Here is a 26,931-nt window from a genome sequence, read left to right as displayed (position 1 = left end):
CCGCACCCGTTTTTCGGGTGCCTCCTACCCGCGCAGTCGCTCCATCTTCGGATCGAAGAGCGGGTCCGCGGCAACCGTCGCGGGAATCCTGCGGCCGAAGTACTCGATCTCCACCTGGTCCCCCTCCATCATGGAGGCCGGCAGCCAGGCGTAGGCCAGCGGCGTGCGCACCGTGTAGCCGTAGGCGGCACTGGTCACGTAGCCGGCCGGGGCACCGTCCACGTACACCGGCTCCTTGCCCAGCACCATCGAGGTCCCGTCGTTGATGGTCAGGCAGCGCAGCGCCCGCGCCGAGGGCTTGTTGCGCAGCACTTCCACGGCCTGCGCCCCCACGAACCCGGTCTTGTCCTTGGCGATGGAGAAGCCCAGGCCCGATTCGAACGGGTGGTGTTCGGGGGTCATATCGGTGCCCCAGAGGCGGTAGCCCTTTTCCAGGCGCAGGGAGTTGAATGCCCCGCGCCCCGCGGCGATGATCCCGTGTTTGGCACCGGCCGCAAAGAGCACGTCCCAGAGCCGCTGCCCGGTCTCGGCGGTGGCATAGAGTTCCCAGCCGAGCTCGCCCACGTAGGACAGCCGCATCGCGGTGACCGGGATTCCCCCGATGACCACCTCCTTGCTGCGGAAGTACCTCAGCGACTCGTTGGAGAAGTCGTCCCCGCTGGCCTTGGCCATGACCTCGCGGGCCAGCGGCCCCCACAGCCCGATGCAGCAGGTGGCACCGGTGATGTCACTGACGTGCGCCCAGGCGCCCGGGTCCGCGGCCGCCTGGCGGCGCGCCTGGACGGTGAAGTAGTCCAGGTCGATGTTTGAGTTCACGCCCAGCTGGAAGCGTTCCTCCCCCAGCCGCGCGATGGTTACGTCGCTTCGGATCCCGCCGTCCGTGTTCAGCAGCAGGCAGTAGGTGACCGCTCCCGGCTTCTTGGCGATGTTGCCGGTGCTCAGGCGCTGCAGCAGCGCCAGGGCGCCGGGCCCGGTGACCTCGAGGCGCTTGAGCGGGGTCATGTCGTACATGGCCGCCGCGGTGCGGGTCCGCCAGGCCTCGGCCGCGGAGATCTCCGAGTGGAACCGGCCGGACCAGGAGTCGCGCGCCGGGGAGCGCCACTGATCGGGCAGCACCTGCAGCAGCTGCCGGTTGGCCTCGAACCAATGCGGCCGTTCCCAGCCGGCGGATTCCAGGAAGAACGCGCCGAGCTCTTCCTGGCGGGCCCGGAACGGGGCAGAGCGCAGGTCGCGGGGCGAGGTGCGGGGCTCGAGCGGGTGGCGGATGTCGTAGATCTCCACGAAGTTCTGCTGGGACGTCTCCGAGATGTAGTCCTTGGTGGTTTGCACCGGCTCGAAGCGGGTCACCTCTCCCTCGTGCAGGGAAACCGATGACTGTCCGTCGATGAGCAGCTCGGCCACGGCCCGGGCGATGCCTGCCGAATGGGTCACCCAGACGGCCTCGGCCACATAGAAGCCCCCAAGCTGCGGGGCCGCACCCACCAGCGGCCCGCCGTCGGGGGTGAAGGAGAAGATGCCGTTGAACCCGTCCTCGATCGACCGCTGGCCCAATGCGGGCAGCAGCGCCTTCGAGTCCTCCCAGGAGGGCATGAAATCTTCTGCGGTGAAGTCCAGCCGCGAGGGCATCTCGTGCTCGCTCATGTTCTCGGACGGCACCTTCGCCAGGGAGTCCAGGTCCACCGGCATCGGGTGGTGGGCGTAGGAGCCGATGCCGATCCGGTCCCCGTGCTCGCGGTAGTACAGGTCCTTGTCCTGGTGGCGCAGGATCGGCAGGGAGGCCCCGTTGGACCCCTGGTTGTGCCCGGCGAGCTCGGGCAGCGCGTCGGTGGTGACGTATTGGTGGGCCAGTGGCAGCAGCGGGACACGCATCCCGATCATGTCCCCGATGGCAGGTCCCCAGAACCCGGCGCAGGAGACCACGATGTCGGCCTCGATCACGGTGTCGTCCCCGATCCTTACCCCCGTGACCTTGCCGCCGGCCTGCTCGATCCCGGTGACGGTCGTGTCCCCCAGGAACCGCACCCCGGCCGCGGTGGACTTCTCGATGAGCAGCTGCACCGCCCGCGCCGCGGACGCCAACCCGTCGGAGGGAACCAGGAAGCCGCCGAGCACCACATCCTCGTCCAGCAGGGGGTGGAGCCGCTTGCATTCGGCCGCGTCAACCAGCCGCGATTCGAGTCCCCAGGAGGTGGCGAATCCGTGCCGGCGCGCCAGCTCCTCGAGGCGTGCGGGGGTCGTGGCGATTTCCAGCCCGCCGACCTGGTTGAAGCAGGAAACGCCGTCCTTCGTGAGGGACAGCAGCTTTTCGACGGTGTAGCCGGCGAATTCGGTCATCGACTTGGACGGGTTGGTCTGGAAGACCAGGCCGGGGGCGTGGAAGGTGGATCCGCCGGCCAGGTGCAGGGGACCCTGTTCGACCACGGTGGTGTTCGCCCAGCCGCGGACGGCCAGCTCATCGGCCAGGTTCGCGCCGACGATGCCGGCCCCGATGATCACGACGTTCGGTGCTTGGTTCATGGTGGTGCTCCTTATCCGACGAGGCTGATGCCCGGCGGGAGGTTCGGGGCCGCATCCGATTCGGCGACCGTGATAAGGCCGTCGACGACGGTGACCTCGTGGACCCGCACCGGGCGCTTGGCCGGGGGCTGGTCAGCCTCCCCGGTGCGGAGGCTGGATTTCGAGGCGTGCAGCGGGCATTCGTCTTCGCGGTTCGCGACCCAGCCTTCGGCCAGCGAGGAGTTCCGGTGCGTGAAAGTGCCGTCGATGGCGAAAAGCTCGCCCTCCTCGGTGTGGAACACGGTGATCGGGGGCGAAGTGTCACGCCGCGGTGCGTATCCACGGGCCGGTTGGGTCAGCGTGCAGGCGCCGTGCATCCTGTTTCACTCCTTGCTGGCTCTTCGGCCGGGGCATTTTCGGCGGCTGTCGGTGTTTCGCACTGAACAGCAGCATTCGCCCCGTGCGACAACAGTGGCGCAGGCCACGAGCGGAAGTCAAGGGTCGTCCCGGAGCACTGAGCCGAAGCGCCAAACCGAAGAACCCGGCCGGGCTGTCAGCGGTCCGGGTAGCCCAGCGAAGCACTGATCTCCAGCCCGGCCCGCTTGAGGCCCTCGAGCAGGCCGGGCTGCTTTTCCGGGTCGAAGCGGAAGGCCGGGCCGGAGATGCTGATGGCCCCCACGACCGCCCCGAGGTGGTTGCGCACCGGCACCGCAACCGAGTTGATGCCCATCTCGAATTCCTCGCGGGCCTGCGCAAAGCCGTCCTTCACGACCTGCAGCAACTCCTTTTCCAAGGCGGTGCGCGTGCGGATGGTTTTGGCCGTGCGCTGGGGAAGCTTGGCGGCCTTCAGGATCCGTCCGCGCTCGTCGGCCCCCAGGGCCGCCAGCAGCACCTTTCCGCTGGAGGTTGCATGCAGCGGGGTGAGGCTGCCGAGCCAGTCGTACGTCGCCAGGGTCGAGGGGCCCATGGCCTGGTCGACATTGACCGCGTATTCCTCGCGCAGGACCGCGAGGTTGACGGTTTCCTTGTACTCCTCGGCCAGCCCCTCGAGGACCGGGCGGGCTTCGCCCACCAGCGAGAGCCGTCCGGGAATGGAGCTGGCAAGCTTCAGGATGCCGAACCCCAGCTCGTATTTCCCGCGGTTGGTGTTCTGCTGCACCATGCCGCGGGCCAGCAGCGAGCTCAGCAGGCGGGAAGCGGTGGACTTGTGGATGTCGAGTTCCTCGGCGACCTCGCCCACTCCGGAGCTTCCGTCCCGGCCCAGGATCTCCAGGATCGCCAGCGCCCGGTCCACCGATTGGACGCCGCCGGGAACGGCATCGTCGCCGTCCGTTTCGGTGCCTTGCGGTTCGTCGACTGCCAATGCTTTTCCGTCCTTCGTGCCGGTTCGTCTCTTTGGTCGCTTCGCCCCAGCCTAGCGCTGGCCGGGCCGTCCGGCCCCGAGTCCGGGGCCGGGCGGCTAGGCGATCCGCGTTCCCGCGGCGAGCTTGCCCGCCGGGGTCCTGAGGCGGTTACGCCCGGCGGCCACGATGCCTCCCGCCAACAGGACCTGGATGCCAAGGCCCAGCGGCCACAACGGCGCGGGAGTCGGGGGCAACGCGGTGTTCTTGACCCCGTTCAGGCACGGGATCTGGAATTCCGGGCCCGCCTGCGAGTAGCGCACACCCTCGCTGATGGCCCCCATCGGGCCGGCCTCGGCGAACATCGACGAATCCTCCGGGGCCGGGGACCGCGGTGCTGCATCGGCGACCACCACAAACGGGTTGGCCGCCAGCAGCCAGGTGATGCGTTCGGTGGCAAAGGTTTCCTGCACGTACGTCCATGATTCGCAGGTGTAGTTGTTCTCGTCCCAGTCCCCCGAGTAATCGCCGTTCGTGTACGTCCCGGGCCAGACCTGGTTGGAGACATTGACGTCGGTCTTCACCAACTGCATGCTCAGCCCGTAGGCAATCAAGGTCCCGAGCCCGAGCAACGCCACCAGCAGGTAGGTGACCATGACGGCGAAGAGCGTGCGGTTGGTCAGCGCAGAAACCCCGACCCCGATCGCGCAAACGATGCCCAGTTCGACCGCCAGCATGCCCAGCAGCACCGGCGCTGCCGGCAGGTACACATCTCCGTAGGTCATCGCCCAGCCGATCAACGGGATCGTGACCACCAGGAACCCCAGCGACGCCACCCACGAGGCCAGCCACTTGCCCCAGAGCAATTGTCCCGGGGTGAGCAGCGTGTTTTGCAGGATCGCCAGGGTTCCGTTGGCCCGGTCCCCGGTGATCGAGTTGGCGCTCAGTGCCGGGGCGATGAGCATGCCGAAGAAGAGGACGAACGCGATGACCAACTCGAACATCACCTGCCCGGCACCGAAACCGTCTTCCCCGACGCTCAGGGCTGCAAGGCCCACGACGGCGGCGACCACCACGAACCAAATGCCCAGCATGATGTACCAGCCGCGGTTGCGGATCCGCTGCCGGATCTCCAGGCCGAAGACGGTGCGGATGCCCGCAAGGTAGCCCAGGGCCGGGGCGGCGCTTCGTGCGCGCGGGGACGTGGAGATACTCATGGCATTTCATCCTCAAGGCTCAGGTAGGTCTCTTCGAGCAGGCCGGAAGTCGGGGCGAATGCCGTGACGGGAACCCCTGCACCGGCCAGCCTGCCCAGAAGCTCCGCGGCCTGGACTTCCCCGGTGAGCTTCAGCTTGGCGCTGCCTCCGCCGTTTTCCAGGTTGCTGCGATACGCCGCCTCGAAGTTGGCTTCCGCCAAGGCGACGCGCAGCATCTCCAGGTCCAGGCTGGCGATGGTGTAGCCGCGGCTCTGCGCCCCGGCTTCGGCAAGACTCTGGCTGCGCACGGTTTTGCCCCGGGACAGGAACACCGCCGCGTCGGCGATTTCATCGAGTTCCACCAACACGTGCGAGCTGATCACCACGGTCTTCCCGCTGTCCGCGAGCTGGCGCACGAGCGTGCGCAGTTGCACGCGTGCTCCTGGGTCCAGCCCGCTGGCGGGCTCGTCAAGGAGCAGCACTGACGGGTCGTTGACCAATGCCCTCGCCAGCGAGAGCCGTTGGGCCTGCCCGCGAGAGAGGACCCGGGCCGGGGTGTCGGCCAGCTCCCCGAGGTTCACGACCTCCAGTAACTCCGCGGCGCGCACCCTGGCCTGCGCCTTGCCGATCCCGTACAGGGCGGCGACGGTGGTGAGGATTTCCCTGCTGGTCAGGGACTCCCAGAAGCCCAGCGTGTCGGGCATCCAGCCCAGGACGGCGCGCACCGCGCGGGGATCTGCCGTCGGGTCGATGCCCTGGATGCGGATGCTTCCGGCATCCGGGCGCAGCAGGGATGCCAGCATCAGCAGCAATGTCGTCTTGCCCGACCCGTTGGGTCCGATCAACGCCGTGACTATTCCCGGCGCCGCATGGAAATCAATGTTTTCCACCGCCCGCACCGCGCCGAAGGAGCGGGCCAGGCCGGTGGCCGTGATTCCCAAACCTAGATCCTGCCGTTGCCCCGGCGCTTGGCCCGGGCCCGTGACAGCTGTTTCCATGAGATCCCACCCTGCACTTGTTCCGATGGCTCCCCCGGGCCCGATCCTCCCAAGGTACGCAGTCTGACTAGGCAAGTCACGTGTTTATCCATTCCGTTACCAAATAGCGTTCTTCGGGCCCCCAATTCGCCGCACTCCTTCACGCGAGGTGACCTGCGCGATATCCAATCGAGCAAATAGACCAGCCAAACCCCGCTTTATGACCAAGAACGGTCATGCATTGGAGCTCCGGTGCATCACAATGGCTAATATGGAAGCGGTGCCGGCCACGGCTGCGCCGATTGAAGTCCACCTATTTCCCGTCCCATGGAGTGTGCTGACGCATGAGCCTGATTGTCCAAAAATTCGGCGGATCATCCGTGTCGGATGCCGAAGGCATCAAACGCGTTGCCCGTCGGATTATTGACACCAAGTCCGCCGGCCACGAAGTCGTCGTGGTGGTTTCCGCCATGGGCGACACCACCGATGAGCTGCTCGATCTTGCCGGCCAACTGACCGAAGAGGCTCCCGCCCGCGAGATGGACATGCTGCTGTCCGCCGGCGAACGCATCTCCATGGCATTGCTGGCCATGGCCATCGACGGACTGGGTGCCAAGGCCGCGTCCTTCACCGGCTCGCAGGCCGGCATGATGACCGATTCCATCCACGGCAAGGCCCGCGTGATCGAGGTTTCCCCGCAGCGCGTGCGTCGCGCCATCGACCGCGGCTACGTCGCGATCGTTGCCGGGTTCCAGGGCATGAGCAAGGAATCCAACGACATCACCACGATGGGCCGCGGCGGTTCGGACACCACTGCGGTGGCCCTGGCTGCCGCGCTCGGCGCCGACGTGTGCGAGATCTACACCGATGTCGACGGCATCTACACCGCCGACCCGCGCGTGGTTCCGGCGGCCCGCAAGATCGACACCATTTCCAGCGAGGAAATGCTCGAGATGGCCGCCTCGGGCGCCAAGATCCTGCACCTGCGCTGCGTTGAATACGCGCGCCGATTCGGGGTCCCGCTGCATGTGCGCTCCTCTTTCAGCACCAATGAGGGAACCTGGGTCCTGCCCAGCCCCGATGACCAGATCAAGATTCAAGAGGGAGAACCCTTGGAACAGCCCATCATTTCCGGTGTAGCCCACGACCGTTCCGAAGCCAAGGTCACCATTGTCGGCGTTCCCGACATCCCGGGCAAGGCCGCGCAGATCTTCCGCGTCATTGCCGGCGCCCACGCCAACATCGACATGATCGTCCAGAACATCTCCACCTCCGGCTCGGGTCGCACGGACATTTCCTTCACCCTGCCAATGGTCGATGGAAAGCATGTCCAGGAAGCCTTGCGTTCCGCGCAGGAGGAGATCGGCTTCGAAGCCATCTCCTACAACGAGAACGTCGGCAAGCTCTCGCTTATCGGTGCGGGCATGCGCTCGAACCCGGGCGTCTCCTTCACCTTCTTCGAGGCGCTGCACCAGGCCGGCGTGAACGTGGACATGATTTCCACCTCCGAAATCCGCATTTCGATTGTCACCGACGCCAACAAGCTCGACGACGCGGTACGTGCGATCCACGCCGCTTTCGATCTTGATGCCGAGGACGAAGCAACCGTCTACGGCGGTACCGGCCGCTAATTCCCGGTCGCTTTCAAACGCCACGCGGTCCGTGGCGCCGAGGCACGCGTCATCGCGTGCTCCGGCGCCACGGACCGTTTTCGTTGGCGGGCGTGCGGGGGCCCGGCATGGCGCGTGTGCGGTGCGGACCCCGGCGTCAGCAGGGGGTGCCGGGCAGCGGCGGTGCGGTGGAGGTGTAGGTCGCCCCGATCGGGGTGGTGATCTCGATGGTGTGCCGCCCACCGCTGTCCACGACGCGCTCTTCCCAGCCGGATTGTTCCTTGGTCTGGTTGCAACTTGCACACCTGCCGGCCGAATTGGCCTCGCTAGTCGGGCCGCCGCGGCTGTGTTGGACCACGTGGTCGAAATGCTTGATGGGTGCGTTGCACCAGGGGGTGCGGCAGTACCTGTCGCGGATGCTGATCAGGTCCTTGAGGGCTGTGGGGAACTGGCGGGACCTGGAGTCCATGGCCACCAGCGCCCCGGTGTCCGGGTGGGTGTAGATCCTCTTGAGGGACACCAGCCCCCGGTAGCGTTCCCTGTCCTGGGGGTCCCGCCCGGCGACCACCATCCTGGCCCAGGTGGAAGGGACGGTGCCATAGCCGATCAGGTGGGCGGGTTCGCTGGAGCCCTGAAAGAGGGTGCGGTCGTTCATGACCAGGTGGAGGACGACCTTCACGCCCTCGGCCGGCTTCCTCCCGGTGACCCGGTCCACCAGCACGTCCGCCCGGATCTGGGCCAGGGTGCGGGGGTCCCCGGCCGCCCTGATCTCCCGGGCCGCCTCGTCCAGGGCCTGGTGCACGGCCAGTCCGTCGTCGACGGGCAGCAGCCCGGCCAGCTGCATCATGCCGTCGCGGGTCGGGAACGCGGCCGCGTAGCGCCCGGCCCTAGCCTCTTCCAGTCTTCCCAGCGAATCGGAGCTGTCGTATTCGAAGGCGAACTTGCGGACCCTGTCCACCAGCGCGCGCGGGCATAGCCCCTTCAGCCCTTCCGGATTGCGCAGCAAGGCGGCATCGATTTCCTCGCGCTGCGCCGCGGGGAGGTGCTGGGTTTCCCGGTCAATAGCCCGCGCCTGGGATTCGCTGACCTTTCCGCGCAGCAGGGCGATGAGGGTGAAGGGCAGGTCGGCGATCAGGCGGTCCGCGAAACCGAGGAAGGCCCGGCCCTGGTCCGGGGATTCCCGGCGGGCCAACGCGATTTGCGACCCGACCCCGTAGGCCGGGTTGTTTCCCCGCACCCCGGCCTCGGTCCTGAGGGCCACCACGTCGGCCTCCATGAGGGTCGCCGACATGGCCTGTGCGCCGGCCGCGGCGCCCTTGATCTCCTCGACCATGCCGATCTTCTCGTGGTGTTCCCTTGCGGTGCCTCCCGAGTCCAGGGCCGCCAGGCCGTCTCGCACAAACCTCAGGAACGCCATGTCGTCCTCGTGGCTCCGTCCCGGTGCCGGCAGGGCGGAAGGTGCCGGGGGCGTTGGACCCGCCGGCGCACTGATTTCGCCTTGAGGTTCGTCTTCCGAATCCCCTTTGTGGTATTCATCGAACATATCTCCATTCTACGCCGCAAGACCGGCAAAATGAAGACCCGGAATGCGACCGTTCGGATACAAGAGTGCATGTCAGCATCGGTTTTTGGTTATCCCCAGAACCGCGCGGAGGGCTTGACAATCGGACCGGGAATGGGCATCCAAGCCGCAGAAATTGCTGCTTCCCGGCCCCGGCGCGAGACAATGGTTGAATGCTTCCCTCCACCCCGACCTGGCTGCCTCAAGAGCAGTGGCTGCCCGCGGCCGCCGCCCACCAGGCGCGCGCCAAACGCTTTGGCGAGCCGTTCACCGAGCGCCGGATGAAGCGGCAGAAGCATCCGGTCGAGGATTTCCTCTTCACCTACTACACGCAGAAGCCCGGGCAGCTCTACCGCTGGCATCCGGGACCCGGTGTGGTCCTGGCCGGGGATAAAGCCCGAGAACGAGCGGATTGGAAGTTCTACCAAGAGGCGATCCACCCGGAATCCGGCGAGCGCGGCTACACGGTGGACCTGGCGGCATTCGCCGACGCCCGCGCCGAGGCGATCCGCTTCGCCGCCATCATCCTGGCCGGCACGGCATCGCGCCCGGGGAACTTCGCCTGCTTCGGGCTGCACGAATGGGCCATGGCCTACAAGTCGGCGGACAACGGCATCCGCCACGAATACCTGCCGCTGCGGCTGGGCTCCGCGGGGACCGACGCGGTGGTGGAGGAACACAAGATCCGCTGCACACACTTCGATGCCTTCAGGTTCTACACCCCCGAGGCCGTGCCGCTCAACGAGTTGCAGCCGACCCGCGAGACCCAGCGGGACCTGGAACAGCCCGGCTGCCTGCACGCCAACATGGACCTGTACAAGTGGGCCTACAAGCTCACCCCGGCCGTTCCCACCGACCTGGTCATGGACTGCTTCGAGCTCGCCTGGGACATCCGCACCATGGACATGCAGGCCTCGCCGTACGACCTGGCGGCCTGGGGGCAGGAGCCGATCCGCATCGAAACGCCCGCGGGCAAGGCCGAGTACGTGCGCCTGCAAAAGGAGTTCGCCGACCGTGCCCAGGTCCTGCGCGGGCGGCTGCTGGCCGTTGCCCAATCGCTTCCGGTGCCACAGACTTGAGATAGGCCGGGAGCCACCGGTTCCGGCACCAGACGGGAGGGTTCGGCCATGCGGTCCAGGTCTTCCCTCTTGGCGGCGGCCCTGTTCGCCGGCGCCGCGCTGCTGCTTTCCGGGTGTGCCGGATCCACCGGCGGCGGGACCATGCCGTTCGAATCCGCCACCGGGCCGGCATCTTCCGCTTCGCCCGGCACGGGCCCTCCGACCACCGACCTGCAGGTCTCTATCCGGGCCGACGGCTCCGTGGAGAGCGCGCACTACCGCCTGCTGTGCCGGGGGTCCGGCCCGCTGCCTGAAAGCCAACATCCGGACGCGGCACGGGCCTGCGCCCTGGTGGCCAAGGAACCGAAGCTGCTCACCGGCCCCCGTCGCGGCGCCAACGTTGCGTGCACCATGCAATACGGCGGACCGGCGGTGGCCGTGGTGAACGGGACGATGGACGGGCGCGCGGTGAACCGCCGCTTCGACCTGCGCGACGGCTGCGGGATCGCCGACTGGCACGCGGCCCAGCCGCTGTTGGTGGACCAGCCCGCCCTGCAATGACCCCGGCACCGAACAGGGCTTCGCGGGCTCAGTCCTGCACGAGGTAGCGGTGCTCGGGCCGGCCCCGGCTGCCGTAGGCAAGTTCCAGGCGCAGCGATCCGGCCTGCACCAGGTTGGCCAGGTAGCGCTGCGCGGTGGCCCGGGAAATCCCCACGGCGGTGACCACGTGCATGACGGTGGCCGGCTCCCCCGCCGCGGCAACGGCCGCCAGCACCGCCTGCTCGGTGGGGGTGGCCGCGGCACCGGCCGACTCCTCGCCCGAAAGCAGCGCGCGTTGCGCCCGGTCGATGCCCTGCTGGTCCAGCGCCGCGGCGCCATCCAAGAGCCTGCGGTAGCGGGCGTAGCCGCGCAGCCGGGAGGCGAACACCTTGGGATCGAAGGGCTTGACCAGGTAGCCCAGCGCTCCGCGCCTGATGGCGGTGCGCACCGCGTCGACCTCGGTGGCCGCCGAGAGCACGAAAGCGTCCACGTCCAGGGTCGCCAGCAGGTCCAGCCCGGAACCCTGCGGCAGGTACACATCCAGCAAGAGCAGGTCCGGCTGCCCCTCGGCCACGGCGCGCGGCACCATCCGGGCGTCGTGCACCGGGGCCAGGGCGCGGAAGCCCGGGACCTCGTCAACGTAGCCGGCGTGCAGGGCGGCGACCCGGAAGTCGTCGTCGACGACCAGGACCTTGTAGTCGGTGTTCTCGCTCATCGGGCGTTCTTCCCTTCGGTTGTTCCGTTCTCGGTGGACAGCACCCCGGGCAGGCGTGCGGCAAAGACGGCCCCGGAGTGCGCATTCTCGGCGTTTCCGGGCCCGCCGGGGTCCGCGATCCAGACCTCGCCGCCGCGGGTGCGGGCCAGCCGGCGGACCAGCGGCAGCCCGACGCCCTGGCCGTGCTCGGGGGCATCGGGCAGCGCGCCGGTGCTGACCCCCTCGGCGAAGACATCGAGCCCTGGCTCGACCCCGTCCCCGGAGTCGGCGACGGCCAGGTGCAGCGTGGTCCCCTCGGAAAGCAGGTCGACCTCGACCCAGCGCGGCGCCGGGCCCTCGACCGCGGCGCGCAGTGCATTGTCGATCAGGTTCCCCAGCACCGCGGTGGCATCCTGCGCGTCGCCCAGCCGGCCGTAGAGCGCGCTGGCATCCCCCACGCGCAGCACCACACCGCGTTCGTACGCCTGGACGCCCTTGGCCCCGAGGAAGGCGCGCAGGTAGGTGTCTTCGATGGCCGCGAGGTTCTGCACCGGCTCGCGCACCGGCCCCGATTCGATGACCTCGCCGAGATACGCCCGGGCTTCGGCCACGTCCCCGTGGTGCAGCAGCCCGGAGATCGTGTGCAGCCGGTTGGCGAATTCGTGCCGCTGGGCGCGCAGGGCCGAGGCCATGGTCTCCACCGCGTCCAGCCGCGAGCCCAGGGTCTCGATGGTGGTCACGTCGCGCAGCAGCACCACCTGGCCCAGGTCCTGTCCGTCGCGGGTCACCGGGTGCACGGTGGCGACCAGTGCGGCGTGCTCGGTTTCCAGGCGCAGCGTGGCCCCGTCGCAGGAGGCGATGGCGGCAACCAGCGGCGCGGGCAGCCGCGCGTCGGTGTAGGGCAGTCCGATGATGTCGGCGGATTCGTGGCGGTGCGGCAGCCCCAGCATGATCCGTGCGGCCTTGTTGCGCACCGAGACCCGGCCGTCGGGGCCGATGCCGATGACCCCGTCGGCCACGCCGTAGAGCACCGCGTCGCGGTCCCGCAGCAGCTGCGCCATTTCGGCAGGTTCCAGCCCGAGGGTCTGGGCCTTGAGCCGGCGCACCAGCCAGCGGGTCGAGGCCGCGGAAAGCGCCAGGGCCCCCAAGCCCAGCCCGAGCACCCAGGCGCCGGCGGTGCGCAGCCGGGCGGCCAGTTCCTGGACCCCGACCCCGACACTGACCTCCCCGACGACGGTGTCGCCCTGCGGGGCGAAAACCGGCACCTTGGCGCGCACCGACTCGCCCAGGGTCCCGTGCTCGCGGGAGACCGACTCGTGCCCGGACAGCGCGGCGGGATCGGTGGAGACCTTCTGGCCCAGCAGCGAGGGGGTCGGGTGCGCCAGCCGGATCCCGCGGTCTTCGGTGACCACGACGAAGAACGCGCCGGTGCGCGTCCGCACGGCCTCGGCCGATGCCTGCACGTAGCCGGTGCGCAGCGCCGCGGCGTCGAGCGACCCGGCCTCGGCATAGCGCTTGACCTGCGCCCGGATCTCCGGGTCGGCTGCCAGCGTGCGCGCAATGGCCAGCGCCCGTTCCTGTGCCTGCTCGTTGACGCGTTCGACGGTCACCCACATGGCGCCGGCCGCGGCGGCAAGGATCATCAACCCCACCACAACGAACTGCAGGGTCATGATGCGGGCGGCGAAACCGCGCCCGGGCTTTGGCTTTTGGGGCATGGAATCCAGTCTAGGACCTCGGGTGGGCTTTATGAGCAAAAAAGGATTTAGGGGAAGAAGCGGGGTTTGTGGGCACAACCACACCGCCGTGATGCGCACCACGTAGCGTTATGTGTCACGGCGCACGGACCGGTGCCAGATTCCCTTCCGCGACGCCGACTCCCATCATTTGCGTTTACACGCACCACCCTCGAAGGAGACCCCCATGCTGGTAGCACTCGGGTTCCTGATGGTCGCCACGTTCATGGCGCTCATCATGACCAAGCGCATGACCCCGTTGCTGGCGCTGATCATCGTCCCGACCGTCTTCGGCCTGTTCGCCGGCGCCGGCCTGGGCCTCGGCGACATGGTCATGGACGCCGTGAAGTCCATGTCCGGAACCGCCGCCCTGCTGATGTTCGCCATCATGTACTTCGGCATCATGATTGACGTGGGGCTCTTCGACAAGCTGGTCGACGGCATCCTGAAGCTGGTCGGCAACGACCCGGCCAAGGTCGTCATGGGCACCGCGCTGCTCACCGGCCTGATTTCCCTGGACGGCGACGGCTCCACCACCTTCATCGTGGTCACCGCGGCGCTGCTGCCGATCTACCAGCGCCTGGGCATGAGCCCGGTCGTGCTGACCTGTGTCGCCGGTTTGACCAACGGCACGCTGAACATCGTCCCCTGGGGCGGGCCGACCGCCCGCGCCGCCGCCGCACTGCACGTGGATGCCTCCGCGGTGTTCGTCCCGATGATCCCGGCGCTGGCCGTCGGCCTGGTCGTCGTCTTCGCCTTCGCCTGGGCCATGGGCGTCACCGAGCGCAACCGGCTGCGGCGCGAAGACCCGCTGCGCTGGGGCCCGGGTTCGGTCATGACCGGCGGAACCGGCGGAACCGGCAACACCAAGACCCCTACCGGCGGCCGCGGCATCGCCCTGCTGGAAAAGGTTGCTGCACGTGGTGATGGCACGGAGGCACCCACCATGAACGGCACGGTCCTGGACCCGACCCGCGAAACCCTGCGCCCGAAACTGTTCATCTTCAACCTCTCGATGACCGTGGCGATCTTCGTGCTGCTGATCGCCGACGTGCTGCCGCTGTCCTACCTGTTCATGATCGGCACCGCCGTGGCCCTGCTGGTGAACTTCCCGCGCATCTCCGACCAGGCCAAGATGATCGCCTCGCACTCCTCCGAGGTCATCGCGGTGGTCTCCATGGTGCTTGCCGCCGCGGTGCTCACCGGCGTGCTCTCGGGCACCGGCATGGTCGATGCCATGAGCGCCTGGCTGGTCGACGTCATCCCGACCTCGATGGGCCCGTACCTGGCCATCCTCACCGGCATCATCTCGATCCCCGCCACGTTCTTCATGAGCAACGACGCGTTCTACTTCGGCATCCTGCCGGTGCTCACCGAGGCCGGCGCCCACTACGGCATCCCCGCCGTGGACATGGCCCGCGCCTCGATCACCGGCCAGCCGGTGCACATGCAGTCCCCGCTGGTACCCGCGATCCTGCTGTTGGTCTCGATGTCCCGCGTGGACCTAGGCGACCACCACAAGAAGGTCCTCTGGCGCGCACTGGTCGTGTCGTTGGTCATGCTCGCCACGGGCGTGCTCATCGGCGCCATCGGCATCGGCTAGGAAACACAGCACCACCACACGCACGCAAAAGCGGGGGCCGAAGCATCGGCCCCCGCTTTTGCGTGCCCGCACACGGGCGCCGCTTAACATTCCCGACATGCGGGTGTGAAAAGCTGGGGAAACCCGAAAAGGAAGAAGCACGCCCATGGAATTCCTGCTGTTGCTCGTAGGCCTGCTGTTCGGGACGGTGCTGGTGGTCGGGGTCGGCGAACGCATCCGCCTGCCCTACCCCATCCTGATGCTGGTCTTTTCAGCGGCCGCGGCGTTCCTGCCGTTCATCCCCGAGATCCACATCAACCCCGAGCTGATTCTTCCACTCTTCCTGCCGCCGCTGCTCTACGCCGCGGCCCAGCGCAGCTCTTGGTCGACGTTCCGGCTGCGCTGGCGCTCGCTGGTGCTGCTGGCCGTGCTGCTGGTCATCGCGACCACCGCGGCCGTGGCCGGTGTCGCCTGGCTCATGGTCCCCTCGATGGCGCTGCCCGTCGCGATCGCGCTGGGCGCCATCGTCGCCCCGCCGGATCCGGTGGCCGTCGAGTCCGTCGCCGGCAAGGTGAAGATGCGCCGCAAGCTGCTCACGGTGCTGCAGACCGAGGGCCTGTTCAACGACGCGATGGCCATCGTGATCTTCCAGGCGGCGGTCACCGCGGCGCTGAGCGGCGGGGACGTGGGCTGGGACGTGGTCCCGCGCTTCCTGGTCGGTGCGGCGGGCGCGGTGGCGTTGGGCCTGGCCATGGCCTGGGCCATCGGGGCGCTGAACCGGTTCGTGCCCAACCTGGTGGCGCGTTCGGCCTCGACGCTGGTGGCTCCGTACGCGGTGTACCTGCTGGCCGAGGAACTGCACCTTTCCGGAGTGGTCGCGGTGGTGGTCACCGCGCTCGAGCTGGGCCGCAGGGCCCGCCCCCAGGACTCGGAGGAGCGCCTGACCCGCCACGCGTTCTGGGACGTGGTGGAGCTGTTGACCACCGGCGTCGCCTTTGGCCTGGTGGGCGTGGAGATGCGTTACGTCATCGAGCACGAGGGTGCGAACCTGCTCACCTTCATTCCCGGCATCGCGGCGATCTGTTTCGCGGTCGTCGCCGTCAGGTTCCTGTGGATGTATGCGATGCTCAAGCTGGGCGGGACCGAGCGGCGCAACCGCACCCCCGGCTCGCTCAAGGAGGTCCTGGTGCTGTCCTGGTGCGGGATGCGCGGTCTGGCGACCTTGGCGCTGGCGCTCGCGCTGCCCACGACGCTGGCCAACGGGGAACCGTTGGAGGGACGCAACTTCGTGGTGGCCACGGCCGCCGCGGTGCTGGTGACCACCCTGGTGGTTCCCGGGCTGACGCTGCCGGCACTGATGCGCGCGCTGAAGCTGCCCAACGACCACGCGGCCGAGGAAAAGACCGAGCGCAAGCTTGCCCGCCGGGCCGAGAAGGTTGCGCTCGAGACCATGAAGCGTTCGCCCAGTGCCGCCGCCCTGCCGCAGAAGCGCCGCGAGGCGCTGGCCCGGCGCATGTCCTCGCTGCACACCATCCTGGCCGCGGACCTGGAGGAAGATCCGGAGAAGATGCTGCGGATCAAGCAGATCCTGGCTGCCATGGACACCGTGCAGCGCGAGGCCCTGGATGCGGCGCGTTCGGAGATGCTCAAGGCCCGCAACGAGCCGGGCAACGACCCGGAGCTCGTGGACCGGGTGCTGCGCCGGCTGGATTTGCGCACCGTCACGCTCGACCACTAGGCGCGTAAGGAATGGAACTTGGTCAAAAGCGTGGTGTTTTGCAAGATGCTGCGTGGACGAATTGTGGTCTTATGAACCCATGACACTTGAATTTCATGGGGGCTCCGTCTGGGGCGAAATCACCGAACTTGTTGCTGGCTCGACTGGTCAGATACAGGCGGCAATCGCATACGTGGGCAAAGAAGCACCCAGGCTTCTGCCTCTGAAGACAGGCGATGTCCTGATTGTGAACGCATCAGAACGGAGCCTCAGGTCGGGTGCGACCAACCCCTACGTCCTTGAAGAATTCATGGGCGCAGGGGTGGAAGTCCATAATGCCCATGCGCTTCACGCAAAAGTCATAACCACTGACACTCACACCATCGTCGGATCAGCTAACGCGTCAGAGAACTCGTCAATTCGTTGCCAAGAGGCCTTCATGGTCAGTTCGACCGTCAAGATGAGACATCAAGTGCGGGACTTCGTGGACACCCTTCTTGGAAAGCATTCTGCTCAAGTTCTTCACGAGGAACTGCCCGAATTCAAGCGGATCTTCGATTCAAACCCGGACCGACCCAAAATCACAGGCGTAACAAGCCCGCCAGAACGCAATGGGTTGTTTGGTGACAATAACGAAAAGTTCTATTTGTGCCGAGTTGAATGGGACGGCGATCTCACCAAAGACGAAGAAGAATTCGTTCTCGGCTCGACCGATGCCTATGTTGCAGTGGAGACGCTCTACATCGATTCGACGGTGCAGCTAACTGAACTAGACCCTGGCTATGAGACCGGGGACATCGTTATTTTTCACAACGGCAAGTCCTTCCGTTCTCCGGCCAAGGTCCTGGGTGAACCTATTTCCTTCATGAGAGAGTCAGGCGAACAAATCTATGGGCAGCCAATTCGACAGTTCAGCGGGATGATCACAAGACGCCGTTCAACCGTAGACAAGGTGCTTGAGAAACTATCCCTTGAGCTGAACGACGCCGAATTCCAGAACAGCAACTTTCACTTGAACGAACCTCTTCGCAACGGCTTTGTCCGACTGTGGCATCCCGAATTTGGACTGGAAACGGCCTAGTCCTCAAGGAACACCTGAACCCACCAGATGCCAGATATCGGGCAACCGCCGGCCGAAGACGCTGTGTCAGCTGCCCAATTGCATTAATGACAGCTATGGGCGCTGGTCCGAACCCACATGTCTTCACCGGTCCAAGATCAAAAAGGTTTCCTTCAGATCCAGCTATTCAGTCGGTGAAGCCGGTCAGCACGATCTTGCCTCCGGCATGCCCGCCCATGCTCTGTGTGAAGGCTGCCGCGGCTTCTTCCATCGGATAGCTGGCGACCACGTGCACGGAGAGCTTGCCTGCCTCGACCAGCGAGTCGAGCCGCGCTAGCTCGCGCCCGTCGGGGCGCACCCAGATATAGCGCCCTCCGTGTTCGCCCACGGTCCCGTCGGCGATCGAGGCGTGCTTCCCCGAGTCCTTGAGCACCGCCAGGGTGTCCTCGAGCGCGTCGCCGTGGAAGTCCGCCACGGCGTCGACACCCTCGGGAGCCAGCGCGCGCACCGCTTCGACAAGCCGGGCACCATAGGTCAGCGGCTCGGCACCCAGGGAGGCGAGCAGTCCGTGGTTCTTCTCCGAGGCGGTGGCCAGCACGCGGGCGCCGGCCGCCTTGGCGATCTGGATGGCTGCCTGGCCCACTCCCCCGGCGCCGTTGTGGATCAGCAGGGTCTGCCCGGGGACCAGCTCCAGTGCGTCGATGGTGCGCAGCGCGGTCCCGCCGGTCAGTGGTAGCGCCGCCGCCTCCTCGAAGGAGAGCTGCTTCGGCTTGTGCGCCACGGCGCCGGCGGGCAGGGTGATGTACTCGGCGAAGGAGCCGATGCCCACGGTGTCGCGCCGCCCGTAGGCGTGGACCTCGTCGCCGATGGTGAACTCGGGGGTGTCGAAGCCGACGGCGTCCACCACCCCGGACACGTCCCAGCCGGGAACCGCCGGGAAATCCACCTCCATGATGGGGTCGAGGTATCCGGCCATGACCTTCCAGTCCACCGGGTTCACCCCGGCCGCCTTGACCTTGATCCGCACCGTTCCGGGACCCACCTTCGGCAACGGAAGCTCGAGCTGCTCCAGCTTCTCCACGCCCCCGTAGCTCGCATATGCCATGGCCTTCATCGTGCGATCACCCATTGCGTCTCCTGCTTTCGCTTCTCGGCTGTATTGCTCTCCATGGACAACCGCGGCCGGACCGGAATTATTCGTGGCTCCCCGGCATGTGGGCAACGGCATCGGCATGGGAAGCCGAACTGCAACGGATCATCGACCGATCCGCAACACCAGCGCCCTGACATATACCAGTGATTCCGGGCCTTTCCGCCACCCGCCGCCTAGACTCAATTCAATCGCCCCGGATGGGGCCGCCACCGACCTCAGGAGCAATTCCCCATGATCATTGCCGTGCCCCAGGAAACCAAGAACAACGAATTGCGTGTGGCCATCACCCCGGCCGGAGTTTCGGAGTTCGTGGCGCACGGTCACCAGGTCGTTGTCCAGGCCGGTGCCGGGATCGGCTCGGGCATCGAGGACGCCCACTACCTCGAGGCCGGGGCGCGGATCGCCGCCGATGCCGAGGCCACGTGGGCGGCAGGGGACATGGTGCTCAAGGTCAAGGAACCCACGGAGCCCGAGTACTCCTTGCTGCGTGCCGACCAGGTCCTGTTCACCTACCTGCATCTGGCTGCCTCCCCGGAATGCACCGACGCAATCCTGACGGCGGGCACCACCGCAATCGCCTACGAGACCGTGCGCCGCGGCGCCGCCCTGCCGCTGCTGGCCCCGATGAGCGAGGTCGCCGGACGCCTGGCCGCACAAATCGGCGCCTTTACCCTGCAGGAGCCCTCGGGCGGATCCGGGATCCTGATGGGAGGCGTCCCCGGGACCCGGCCGGCCAAGGTCGTGGTGATCGGCGGCGGCGTCGCCGGCGAAAACGCGGCGGCTGCCTCCGCGGGGCTCGGCGCGGATGTCACGATCGTCGACGTGAACCTGACGCGCCTGAAGGAGATCGACACCGATTACCGCGGCCGGATCAAGACGCTGGCGTCCTCGAAGCTTGCGATCGCCCGTGAGGTCGCCGCGGCGGACCTGGTCATCGGCTCGGTGCTGATCCCGGGCGCCGCGGCCCCGAAGCTTGTCACCCTGGAGATGGTCGAGAAGATGCGTCCGGGCTCGGTGCTGGTGGACATCGCCATCGACCAGGGCGGCTGCTTCGAGGGCTCGCACCCCACGACCCACGCGGCCCCGACCTACAAGGTGCACGACGCCCTCTACTACTGCGTGACCAACATGCCCGGCGCCGTCCCGCAAACTTCTACCGCCGCGCTGACCAACGCCACCCTGCCCTACGCCCTGCGCATCGCGAACAAGGGCTGGAAGCAGGCCATGGCCGAGGATGCCGGCCTGGCCAACGGCCTGATGGCGCACGCCGGATCGGTGGTCTTTGGGCCGGTGGCCGAGGCCCTGGGCCGGGAGCACGTGTCAATCGAAACCGTGATGGCCGGGGCCTGACGAACACCACCGGCTTCAACTTCAACAACTGTCACTACTCGCGCCATGGTTGGAGTAGATGGTGCGAGTAGCGGTTCTCGTGGGTGATGTATCCGGGCCCCTCGCTCGCCCTAGTCCTCGCCGTCGAGGTAGTACCAGCGGCCGCCCTCGCGCACAAAGTCGCTGACCTCGTGCTGGGAATTGGACTGGTTGAGCAGGCGGTAGTGGGCTTCGAACTCGACGATTCCGTTGCTGTCGAAGGGGCCGCCGGCCTCGGTGCGGATGATGTCGAGGTCCTGCCAGACAATGGCTTCATCGAGTTCCAGCTCGGCTGGGCGGGTGTCGGGGTGCCAGGTGGCCAACAGGAATTCCGGCAGGCCCAGTGCGAAGGCGCTGAAGCGCGAGCGCATCAACGCGACAGCGGTTCCGGGCCAGGCAGGGGTGTCGGGATCGTTGAATCCCTGGTGATATCGGCCACAGCAGGATTCGTAGGATTCCCCGGAATTGCAGGGGCATCGCGAGTCTTTTTCCATTGAACCAGCTTAAGGGCAGCAGGAAGCTCGAAATACCGCCTTATCGCCCCGCCAACAAAACGTCGAAAGGCAGACACGAAATCCGTCAAGCTACCCCGTGCCGGTAGACTTAGCAGGCAAGCTCGCGGAGCGCCCCCACCCTTGGCGTGAGACGGCACGTCCGCGGGCGATTAACCACCCCTCGCGCACAGGAGAACCCGGATGCCCCGGATCGTTGTTGATGTTATGCCCAAGCCCGAAATCCTTGACCCGCAGGGCAAGGCCATCGTTGGCGCACTTCCCCGCCTCGGCTTCACCGCTTTCAGCCAGGTCCGCCAGGGCAAGCGCTTTGAACTGACCGTTGAGGGCGAGGTCACCGAGGAAATCCTGGCCCAGGCCCGCACCGCGGCCGAGACCCTGCTCTCGAACCCGGTCATCGAAGACGTTGTCAACGTCGAGGTTGTCGCAGACTAATGAGCGCAACCGAACTTCCCTTGATCGGCGACTACTCGACGCCCGTCCCCGAGCTGAACGGCGCCCGCATCGGCGTCATCACCTTCCCCGGAACCCTCGATGACCGCGACGCCGCTCGTGCCATCCGGTTGACCGGGGCCGAGGCCGTGTCCCTGTGGCACGCCGACCACGACCTGCAGAATGTCGACGCCGTCGTCATCCCGGGTGGCTTCTCCTACGGGGACTACCTGCGCGCCGGTGCCATCGCCCGCTTCGCACCGATGATGAGCAACATCATCGACGCCGCGAACTCCGATGCCAAGCTGCCCGTTCTGGGCATTTGCAACGGCTTCCAGATCCTGACCGAATCGCACCTGTTGCCGGGCTCCATGGTGAAGAACGACCACCTGAAGTTCCTCTGCCGCGACCAGGTCCTGCGCGTGGAAAACAACACCACCGCCTGGACCAACCAGTACGGCTTGGGTGAGGAAATCACCATCGTGCTGAAGAACCAGGACGGCCAGTACGTCGCCGACGAGAAGACCCTCGACGCCCTCGAGGCCGAGGGCCGCGTGGCCTTCAGCTATGTCGGATGGAACCCCAACGGGTCCCGCCGCAACATCGCGGGAATCACCAATGCCGCGGGCAACGTGGTCGGCCTCATGCCGCACCCGGAGCACGCAGTGGAGGCCGGATTCGGCCCCGACCACACCGGAACCGACGGACTTGGATTCTTCACCTCCGTCCTGACCCACCTTGTTGGAGGCCAGAAGTGAGCGCCGCAGAGCAGACCGCAGAAGCTAAGAAGTTCAACATGGACACCGTGGCCAACGCCGCGGCCACCCCTGACACCGAACTTCCGTGGGCCGAGCTTGGCCTGAAGCAGAACGAATTCGAAGAGGTCGTCAAGGTCCTGGGCCGCCGCCCGACCGCCGCCGAGCTCGCCATGTACTCGGTCATGTGGTCCGAGCACTGCTCCTACAAGTCCTCCAAGAACCACCTGCGCCAGTTCGGCGACAAGGTCACCGAGGAAATGAAGAAGGACATGCTCGTTGGCATCGGTGAAAACGCCGGCGTGACCAACCTGGGCGACGGCTGGGCCGTGACCTTCAAGATCGAGTCGCACAACTCCCCCACGATGATCGAGCCGTACCAGGGTGCCGCAACCGGCATCGGCGGCATCGTGCGCGACATCATCTCCATGGGCGCCCGCCCGGTCGCCGTGATGGACCCGTTGCGCTTCGGCGCGATCGACCACCCGGACACCGCACGCGTGATCCACGGTGCCGTCGCCGGCATCGGCGGCTACGGCAACTCGCTGGGCCTGCCGAACATCGGCGGCGAGGTCGTCTTCGACTCCGTCTACCAGGGCAACCCACTGGTCAACGCCCTCGCGGTCGGCATCATGCGCCACGAGGACATCCGCCTGGCCAACGCCTCGGGCCTGGGCAACAAGGTCGTGCTCTTCGGTGCACGCACCGGCGGCGACGGCATCGGCGGCGCCTCGATCCTCTCCTCCGAGTCCTTCGACGACACCAAGCCGTCCAAGCGCCCGGCCGTCCAGGTGGGCGACCCGTTCGCCGAGAAGGTGCTCATCGAGTGCTGCCTCGAGCTGTTCAAGGGATCCCTCGTGGAGGGCATCCAGGACCTCGGCGCCGCGGGCATCTCCTGCGCCACCTCGGAACTGGCCTCCAACGGCGACGGCGGCATGGACATCGAGCTGACCAGTGTGCTGCTGCGCGATCCCTCGCTGACCCCGGGAGAAATCCTGATGTCCGAGTCGCAGGAACGCATGATGGCCGTGGTCTCCCCGGAGAACGTGGAAGCCTTCGAGGCAGTCATGGACAAGTGGGCCGTGGAATACTCCTGGCTGGGCGAGGTGACCGACACCAACCGCCTGGTCATCAAGTGGGACGGCGAGGTCATCGTCGATGTCGACCCGCGCACCGTGGCGCACGACGGACCGCTCTACGACCGCCCGTACGCCCGCCCCCAATGGCAGGACAAGCTGCAGGCCGACACCTTCAAGGCCTCCGAGGCCGGGAAGAACCTGCCGGCCACCGGCGAGGAACTCAAGGCCGCGTTGGTTGAGCTGATGTCCAGCCCGAACATGTGCTCCAAGTCCTGGGTCACCAACCAGTACGACCGCTATGTTGGCGGCAACACCGCGCTGGCCTCCCCGGACGACGCCGGCGTGATCCGCGTTGACGAGGAAACCGGCATGGGCGTGGCCCTGGCCACCGACGCCAACGGCCGCTACACCTTCCTGGATCCGTACCACGGCGCGCAGCTGGCCCTGGCCGAGTCCTACCGCAACGTCGCCACCTCCGGCGCCGTACCGCTGGCGGTCTCCGACTGCCTGAACTTCGGCTCCCCCGAAGACCCGGATGTCATGTGGCAGCTGGCCGAGGCCATCCGCGGCCTCTCGGATGCCTGCATGGAGCTCGGCGTCCCGGTCACCGGCGGCAACGTGTCCCTGTACAACCAGACCGGCGCAACCCCGATCCACCCGACCCCGGTCGTGGCGATGCTGGGCAAGTTCGACGACGTCGCACGCCGCACCCCTTCGGGCTGGCGCGCGGATGCCGACGGACAGGCCATCTACCTGCTGGGCACCACCTTCGACGAGCTGGACGGCTCGGAATTCGCGAACATCCGCGGGCACCTCGGCGGCCTGCCGCCGAAGGTCGACCTGGCAGCGGAGAAGACCCTGGGTGCGATCCTGATCAACGCCTCGCGCGATGGCATGATCGACTCGGCGCACGACCTCTCCGAGGGCGGCCTCGGTGCTGCACTCGGCGAGATGGCCCTGCGCTACGGCGTCGGAGCCCGCGTGGCGCTGGATGACCTGTGCGAGCGTGACGGCGTGGACGCCTTCACCGCACTGTTCTCCGAGTCGCAGGCCCGCGCCGTCGTCGCGGTTCCGCGTTCCGAAGAGGTCCGCTTCAACGACATGGCCACGGCACGCCGGTTCCCGGTGGTTCGCCTCGGCGTGGTTGACGCCGCGAGCACCTCGCTGGAGGTCCAGGGCCAGTTCGACCTGGACCTGAACGAGCTGAGCGAGGCCCACGAGGCCACGCTGCCGAAATACTTCGGCTAAGCACGGCTAACACTGCGGGGCGTCGGGGATTCTTCCCGGCGCCCCGCAGTAGCTTAAGCGCCACGGGCCAGCGCCCCGTGGTTGACCGACAGAAGATTTTCGTGCACCACCCTCGGGAGACCCCCATGAAGCTTGTTCTATACATCATCTGGGCGCTGTTCATGGTTGCTGCAATGTGGGCCACGATCCACTCCGTGAAGAAAACCAGAAACCAGGAGCGGCTGATCGCCAGCTGGCCCAAGACCCAGGGCCGAGTCACCGGCAGCAGGCAGGGTTGGACCAGCGGTGTTGGAAATACCACCCGGAACATTCGCCATTGGCCAACCTACGAATTTGTGGGCCCCGAGGGCGCCTCCTACACCGGGGAATCAGAGGTTTCCTACGCCAATGCTCCCGTTCCGGGTTCGGCGCTGGAGGTGGCCTACAACCCCGCGGATCCGCACCAGTCATTCCAGGTGGATTCGCCGTCCAAGCTCCTCATGGGGTGCATCATTCCGGTCATGTTGTTGCTCGGCCTTGCCTCGTTCTGGTTCATCGGATTCCTCCCGTTGGATTGAGCAAAGGAACTTCACCATCAGTTGAGGTCCTCATCGGGCATGATCACGTTGCCCCGCGGCGACCTCGACGATGCGCTCCCCCGCGAGCTCCTGCGCCTTGGCCACGGCTGCCTCGACGCCGTCGACGAAGTGAAACGGCGCCTCGGGGTCCCAGCCCTCAGGTCTAGGCCGGTGCGTCACGACGACCACGTTATCGACCCCGCCCGGAGGCTTCCCGTCCCAGCCGTCCGTCATGTCGAAGACGTGGCGGCCGACGATTGTCGCCCCGATCTGGTCCCGGTACGGCCGGGTGTAGTCGCAGGAAACCTGCGACACCTTCACCTCGCCGCTCTCGTCCGCGACGAAGCCGTCCACCGACACCGAGCCGTACATGACCACCTTGCCCATGGGACACTCCTTGGCTTGGCTTCGGGGTGACCAATATTAACCCCGTCCATGCGCAAGGGACCAGCTCCACTGACAACAAACGGTCGGCCCCTCAGGGACAGTTCTTCCACTACCTGGAACACGCCCGTTTTCGAAGACATCACGATCGGGGAGGACCTTTGTTCCCAACTCCAAATTTACTCCAACTCCAAATTTTGATTTGGAGTAAATTTGGAGTTGGAGCACCTAAGTCCGATATCCTCAGGCTAGAATTACTCCAAATCCAAATATCTACTTTGACTTTGAGTTAGAAGGTCCTTCGTGAAGCTTCCCATGCCAGCGCCCGACGTCACACATCTACTCAACGAAACGCTCAAGAAGAACCCCAAGAAACTCAACGAATTACTTCTCACACCGGTGGACGACAGCGCTTACCTCCACTGGGACCAGCTGCGCTACAAGACGCCGCCCCCAAGACTCAACCATGAGGAATGGTGGCTTTCCCTTAAATTGCGCCGGAATCAACAACGTCGCCAAGTTGAACTTTTCAACAAGGACGGCACACGCTTTTGGTTTTCGATGACCGATCGACTGCTTCGACTCAGCGAAGAGATCGCCCGACGCGCAGGCGCCAGCATTGCCAGCCGCGACCAAATCCTTGGAGCCAAGAACCGTGAGAGCTACATAGTCCGGTCACTCGTGGAAGAAGCCGTGACTTCAAGCCAACTGGAAGGAGCCTCTACCTCGCGAAAAGTCGCTATGGACCTCCTGGATTCCGGGCGCGACCCCCAAGACAAGTCCGAGATGATGATCGTCAACAACTATGTCGCAATGCAGCACGTCAAGGATTCCTCGGAGTCACCCTTGTCACCGGACTTCGTGTTGGAACTCCATAGAATCCTGACCGAGGGGACCCTCGACGATCCAAATGATGCCGGCAGGCTTGAAACACCGGATCACCAACGAGTCTCCGTTTGGGCCAACGAAACCGAGGTTCATGCCCCGCCGCCCGCGGAAGAACTACCTCGACGGCTTGCACAATTGTGCGATTTTGCGAACGCCAGCGACGGCGAAGCGTCCTACATCCCCCCCGTGGTACGCGCAATCATCGTTCACTTCATGATGGGCTTTGACCACTACTTTGCTGACGGCAACGGCCGCAGCGCCAGGACCTTGTTCTACTGGTCTATGCTCCGGGAAGGGTATTGGTTAAGCGAGTATGTGACGATCTCGAGGATTCTCAAGAAAGCCCCCGCTAAATATGGTGCCGCTTACCTGCTCACAGAAGATGACGAGGGAGATCTCACCTACTTCATTCACTATCAGCTCGATGTTTTTGTCCGCGCTCTCAACGACCTGGATTCCTACCTGAACGCTAAGGGCAAAGAATCAGCGGCCGTGCGAGCCGCGCTTGCCGATGCAGGAGACGAGCTGAACTTCAGGCAGGCTGATCTATTGGAGAAGCTGGCGCGCCAAGAGGAAGAGTCCATCTCAGCGTTGTCGTTTGCCCACAGATATCGGGTCACCGACCAAACTGCCAGAGCAGATCTTGATGCCCTGACGAAACGTGGCTACCTAGTGAAGCACCGCAAGGGGCGAGCCTTCATTTGGAGGGCTACCGAATCCTTGGCAGCCAAGCTCGCCCCCAATTCCTAAGAACTCCAAATTTACTCCAAATCCAAATTTTGATTTGGAGTAAATTTGGAGTTCCGCGAGACCCGCCCACCTAACGGTGAGCGGGTTTTTTGCGTTGCCCGACACCCGCACTTGTGAGCCACGTCGCCTTGCCGTAGAGTTCTACATCACGAGCATGTGTTCGACTATAGAACCTATCGTTCTAATATAGAACACATGCCAGGACCAACAGACATAGACCTGCAAAGTGAGGAAAGCC

At 66.0% G+C, this 26,931-nt stretch carries 22 protein-coding genes and 1 pseudogene; 12 read left to right on the top strand and 11 right to left on the bottom strand.

Annotated features, from left to right (window positions below):
* Positions 1 to 24: 24 nt before the first annotated feature.
* The 5 genes from FPY90_RS15745 to FPY90_RS15725 all read right to left on the bottom strand — a co-directional run bounded on the left by FPY90_RS15745 (position 25) and on the right by FPY90_RS15725 (position 6,030).
* Entirely contained in the window at positions 25 to 2,517 is a 2,493-nt protein-coding gene (locus tag FPY90_RS15745; RefSeq protein ID WP_498682018.1) for a GcvT family protein, read from the bottom strand.
* 11 nt (positions 2,518 to 2,528) lie between these two features.
* Positions 2,529 to 2,873, bottom strand: coding sequence for a Rieske 2Fe-2S domain-containing protein (locus FPY90_RS15740; protein ID WP_498682017.1), 345 nt, complete (start codon positions 2,871 to 2,873; stop codon positions 2,529 to 2,531).
* Positions 2,874 to 3,049: 176 nt separating this feature from the next.
* Complete coding sequence (locus FPY90_RS15735; protein ID WP_498682014.1) at positions 3,050 to 3,859, bottom strand: IclR family transcriptional regulator; 810 nt, start codon at positions 3,857 to 3,859, stop codon at positions 3,050 to 3,052.
* Between the two features lie 96 nt (positions 3,860 to 3,955).
* Complete coding sequence (locus FPY90_RS15730) at positions 3,956 to 5,053, bottom strand: ABC transporter permease (protein WP_498682011.1); 1,098 nt, start codon at positions 5,051 to 5,053, stop codon at positions 3,956 to 3,958.
* Positions 5,050 to 6,030 carry an ABC transporter ATP-binding protein gene (locus FPY90_RS15725; protein ID WP_498682009.1) on the bottom strand — a complete coding sequence of 327 codons (981 nt, stop codon included), beginning with the start codon at positions 6,028 to 6,030 and terminating at the stop codon, positions 5,050 to 5,052. The genes FPY90_RS15730 and FPY90_RS15725 overlap by 4 nt, the downstream gene beginning before the upstream one ends.
* Before the next feature lie 323 nt (positions 6,031 to 6,353).
* Here FPY90_RS15725 and FPY90_RS15720 point away from each other — a divergent pair, with 323 nt between their 5' ends.
* The gene (locus FPY90_RS15720) at positions 6,354 to 7,640 is read left to right on the top strand and encodes an aspartate kinase (protein WP_071214704.1); all 1,287 of its coding nucleotides are present in this window, start codon (positions 6,354 to 6,356) and stop codon (positions 7,638 to 7,640) included.
* Positions 7,641 to 7,776: 136 nt separating this feature from the next.
* Here the strand turns inward: FPY90_RS15720 and FPY90_RS15715 are convergent, their stop codons facing one another.
* On the bottom strand, positions 7,777 to 9,036 hold the full coding sequence (locus FPY90_RS15715; protein WP_498682006.1) for an HNH endonuclease: 1,260 nt from the start codon (positions 9,034 to 9,036) through the stop codon (positions 7,777 to 7,779).
* Between the two features lie 317 nt (positions 9,037 to 9,353).
* Here FPY90_RS15715 and FPY90_RS15710 point away from each other — a divergent pair, with 317 nt between their 5' ends.
* Both FPY90_RS15710 and FPY90_RS15705 read left to right on the top strand, forming a co-directional pair.
* A complete protein-coding gene (locus tag FPY90_RS15710; RefSeq protein WP_498682004.1) occupies positions 9,354 to 10,259 on the top strand; it encodes a 3-methyladenine DNA glycosylase in 906 nt (301 codons plus the stop codon).
* Between the two features lie 48 nt (positions 10,260 to 10,307).
* Positions 10,308 to 10,799 (top strand): hypothetical protein, encoded by a 492-nt coding sequence (locus tag FPY90_RS15705; RefSeq protein ID WP_498682002.1) that lies wholly within the window; start codon positions 10,308 to 10,310, stop codon positions 10,797 to 10,799.
* 28 nt (positions 10,800 to 10,827) lie between these two features.
* Here the strand turns inward: FPY90_RS15705 and FPY90_RS15700 are convergent, their stop codons facing one another.
* A complete protein-coding gene (locus FPY90_RS15700) occupies positions 10,828 to 11,493 on the bottom strand; it encodes a response regulator (protein WP_498681999.1) in 666 nt (221 codons plus the stop codon).
* Entirely contained in the window at positions 11,490 to 13,190 is a 1,701-nt protein-coding gene (locus FPY90_RS15695) for a sensor histidine kinase (protein WP_498681998.1), read from the bottom strand. The genes FPY90_RS15700 and FPY90_RS15695 overlap by 4 nt, the downstream gene beginning before the upstream one ends.
* A gap of 205 nt (positions 13,191 to 13,395) precedes the next feature.
* Between FPY90_RS15695 and FPY90_RS15690 the strand changes: the two genes are divergently transcribed.
* The 3 genes from FPY90_RS15690 (at position 13,396) to FPY90_RS15680 (ending at position 17,588) form a co-directional block, all read left to right on the top strand.
* The gene (locus tag FPY90_RS15690) at positions 13,396 to 14,811 is read left to right on the top strand and encodes a CitMHS family transporter (protein WP_498681996.1); all 1,416 of its coding nucleotides are present in this window, start codon (positions 13,396 to 13,398) and stop codon (positions 14,809 to 14,811) included.
* A gap of 145 nt (positions 14,812 to 14,956) precedes the next feature.
* Positions 14,957 to 16,528 (top strand): Na+/H+ antiporter, encoded by a 1,572-nt coding sequence (locus FPY90_RS15685; RefSeq protein WP_498681993.1) that lies wholly within the window; start codon positions 14,957 to 14,959, stop codon positions 16,526 to 16,528.
* A gap of 79 nt (positions 16,529 to 16,607) precedes the next feature.
* Positions 16,608 to 17,588: a phospholipase D-like domain-containing protein gene (locus FPY90_RS15680; RefSeq protein WP_498681990.1), complete on the top strand. Its 981-nt coding sequence runs from the start codon at positions 16,608 to 16,610 to the stop codon at positions 17,586 to 17,588.
* A gap of 166 nt (positions 17,589 to 17,754) precedes the next feature.
* On the opposite strand, the gene FPY90_RS15675 is transcribed toward FPY90_RS15680, so the two are convergent.
* On the bottom strand, positions 17,755 to 18,696 hold the full coding sequence (locus tag FPY90_RS15675; protein WP_498681987.1) for an NADP-dependent oxidoreductase: 942 nt from the start codon (positions 18,694 to 18,696) through the stop codon (positions 17,755 to 17,757).
* Between the two features lie 255 nt (positions 18,697 to 18,951).
* Here FPY90_RS15675 and ald point away from each other — a divergent pair, with 255 nt between their 5' ends.
* Entirely contained in the window at positions 18,952 to 20,070 is a 1,119-nt protein-coding gene (gene ald / locus FPY90_RS15670; RefSeq protein WP_498681984.1) for an alanine dehydrogenase, read from the top strand.
* A gap of 110 nt (positions 20,071 to 20,180) precedes the next feature.
* On the opposite strand, the gene FPY90_RS15665 is transcribed toward ald, so the two are convergent.
* The gene (locus FPY90_RS15665; protein ID WP_498681982.1) at positions 20,181 to 20,582 is read right to left on the bottom strand and encodes a YchJ family protein; all 402 of its coding nucleotides are present in this window, start codon (positions 20,580 to 20,582) and stop codon (positions 20,181 to 20,183) included.
* A gap of 201 nt (positions 20,583 to 20,783) precedes the next feature.
* Here FPY90_RS15665 and purS point away from each other — a divergent pair, with 201 nt between their 5' ends.
* The 4 genes from purS to FPY90_RS15645 all read left to right on the top strand — a co-directional run bounded on the left by purS (position 20,784) and on the right by FPY90_RS15645 (position 24,671).
* Positions 20,784 to 21,035: a phosphoribosylformylglycinamidine synthase subunit PurS gene (gene purS, locus FPY90_RS15660; protein WP_071214694.1), complete on the top strand. Its 252-nt coding sequence runs from the start codon at positions 20,784 to 20,786 to the stop codon at positions 21,033 to 21,035.
* Positions 21,035 to 21,790: a phosphoribosylformylglycinamidine synthase subunit PurQ gene (purQ, locus tag FPY90_RS15655; protein WP_498681980.1), complete on the top strand. Its 756-nt coding sequence runs from the start codon at positions 21,035 to 21,037 to the stop codon at positions 21,788 to 21,790. Before purS ends, purQ begins: the two co-directional genes overlap by 1 nt.
* A 38-nt stretch (positions 21,791 to 21,828) precedes the next feature.
* Complete coding sequence (gene purL / locus FPY90_RS15650; protein ID WP_071214889.1) at positions 21,829 to 24,114, top strand: phosphoribosylformylglycinamidine synthase subunit PurL; 2,286 nt, start codon at positions 21,829 to 21,831, stop codon at positions 24,112 to 24,114.
* Between the two features lie 125 nt (positions 24,115 to 24,239).
* Positions 24,240 to 24,671: a DUF3592 domain-containing protein gene (locus tag FPY90_RS15645; protein WP_498681978.1), complete on the top strand. Its 432-nt coding sequence runs from the start codon at positions 24,240 to 24,242 to the stop codon at positions 24,669 to 24,671.
* A 51-nt stretch (positions 24,672 to 24,722) separates the two neighbouring features.
* Here FPY90_RS15645 and FPY90_RS15640 read toward each other — a convergent pair.
* Positions 24,723 to 25,058 (bottom strand): annotated as a pseudogene (locus FPY90_RS15640) (dihydrofolate reductase family protein); the annotation flags it as partial.
* A 300-nt stretch (positions 25,059 to 25,358) separates the two neighbouring features.
* On the opposite strand from FPY90_RS15640, the gene FPY90_RS15635 reads away from it, so the two are divergent.
* Positions 25,359 to 26,693: a Fic family protein gene (locus FPY90_RS15635; protein WP_498681976.1), complete on the top strand. Its 1,335-nt coding sequence runs from the start codon at positions 25,359 to 25,361 to the stop codon at positions 26,691 to 26,693.
* Positions 26,694 to 26,931: the final 238 nt, after the last annotated feature.

It is taken from the genome of Arthrobacter sp. C2 (assembly GCA_024207135.1).
Classification (GTDB): Bacteria; Actinomycetota; Actinomycetes; order Actinomycetales; family Micrococcaceae; genus Paeniglutamicibacter.
Note: the sequence above shows the minus strand (reverse complement) of the source record. Positions and strands in the feature narration are given on the sequence as shown.

What these genes read in the sequence shown, in the direction of transcription:
- purS (WP_071214694.1), top strand. Translation starts at nt 20,784, where the DNA reads ATGCCCCGGATCGTTGTTGATGTTATGCCCAAGCCCGAAATCCTTGAC.
- FPY90_RS15725 (WP_498682009.1), bottom strand. Translation starts at nt 6,030, where the DNA reads ATGGAAACAGCTGTCACGGGCCCGGGCCAAGCGCCGGGGCAACGGCAG.
- purL (WP_071214889.1), top strand. Translation starts at nt 21,829, where the DNA reads ATGGACACCGTGGCCAACGCCGCGGCCACCCCTGACACCGAACTTCCG.
- purQ (WP_498681980.1), top strand. Translation starts at nt 21,035, where the DNA reads ATGAGCGCAACCGAACTTCCCTTGATCGGCGACTACTCGACGCCCGTC.
- FPY90_RS15720 (WP_071214704.1), top strand. Translation starts at nt 6,354, where the DNA reads ATGAGCCTGATTGTCCAAAAATTCGGCGGATCATCCGTGTCGGATGCC.
- FPY90_RS15695 (WP_498681998.1), bottom strand. Translation starts at nt 13,190, where the DNA reads ATGCCCCAAAAGCCAAAGCCCGGGCGCGGTTTCGCCGCCCGCATCATG.
- FPY90_RS15675 (WP_498681987.1), bottom strand. Translation starts at nt 18,696, where the DNA reads ATGGGTGATCGCACGATGAAGGCCATGGCATATGCGAGCTACGGGGGC.
- FPY90_RS15705 (WP_498682002.1), top strand. Translation starts at nt 10,308, where the DNA reads ATGCGGTCCAGGTCTTCCCTCTTGGCGGCGGCCCTGTTCGCCGGCGCC.
- FPY90_RS15740 (WP_498682017.1), bottom strand. Translation starts at nt 2,873, where the DNA reads ATGCACGGCGCCTGCACGCTGACCCAACCGGCCCGTGGATACGCACCG.
- FPY90_RS15745 (WP_498682018.1), bottom strand. Translation starts at nt 2,517, where the DNA reads ATGAACCAAGCACCGAACGTCGTGATCATCGGGGCCGGCATCGTCGGC.
- FPY90_RS15645 (WP_498681978.1), top strand. Translation starts at nt 24,240, where the DNA reads ATGAAGCTTGTTCTATACATCATCTGGGCGCTGTTCATGGTTGCTGCA.
- FPY90_RS15710 (WP_498682004.1), top strand. Translation starts at nt 9,354, where the DNA reads ATGCTTCCCTCCACCCCGACCTGGCTGCCTCAAGAGCAGTGGCTGCCC.
- FPY90_RS15680 (WP_498681990.1), top strand. Translation starts at nt 16,608, where the DNA reads ATGACACTTGAATTTCATGGGGGCTCCGTCTGGGGCGAAATCACCGAA.
- FPY90_RS15730 (WP_498682011.1), bottom strand. Translation starts at nt 5,053, where the DNA reads ATGAGTATCTCCACGTCCCCGCGCGCACGAAGCGCCGCCCCGGCCCTG.
- FPY90_RS15685 (WP_498681993.1), top strand. Translation starts at nt 14,957, where the DNA reads ATGGAATTCCTGCTGTTGCTCGTAGGCCTGCTGTTCGGGACGGTGCTG.
- FPY90_RS15665 (WP_498681982.1), bottom strand. Translation starts at nt 20,582, where the DNA reads ATGGAAAAAGACTCGCGATGCCCCTGCAATTCCGGGGAATCCTACGAA.
- FPY90_RS15700 (WP_498681999.1), bottom strand. Translation starts at nt 11,493, where the DNA reads ATGAGCGAGAACACCGACTACAAGGTCCTGGTCGTCGACGACGACTTC.
- FPY90_RS15690 (WP_498681996.1), top strand. Translation starts at nt 13,396, where the DNA reads ATGCTGGTAGCACTCGGGTTCCTGATGGTCGCCACGTTCATGGCGCTC.
- ald (WP_498681984.1), top strand. Translation starts at nt 18,952, where the DNA reads ATGATCATTGCCGTGCCCCAGGAAACCAAGAACAACGAATTGCGTGTG.
- FPY90_RS15715 (WP_498682006.1), bottom strand. Translation starts at nt 9,036, where the DNA reads ATGGCGTTCCTGAGGTTTGTGCGAGACGGCCTGGCGGCCCTGGACTCG.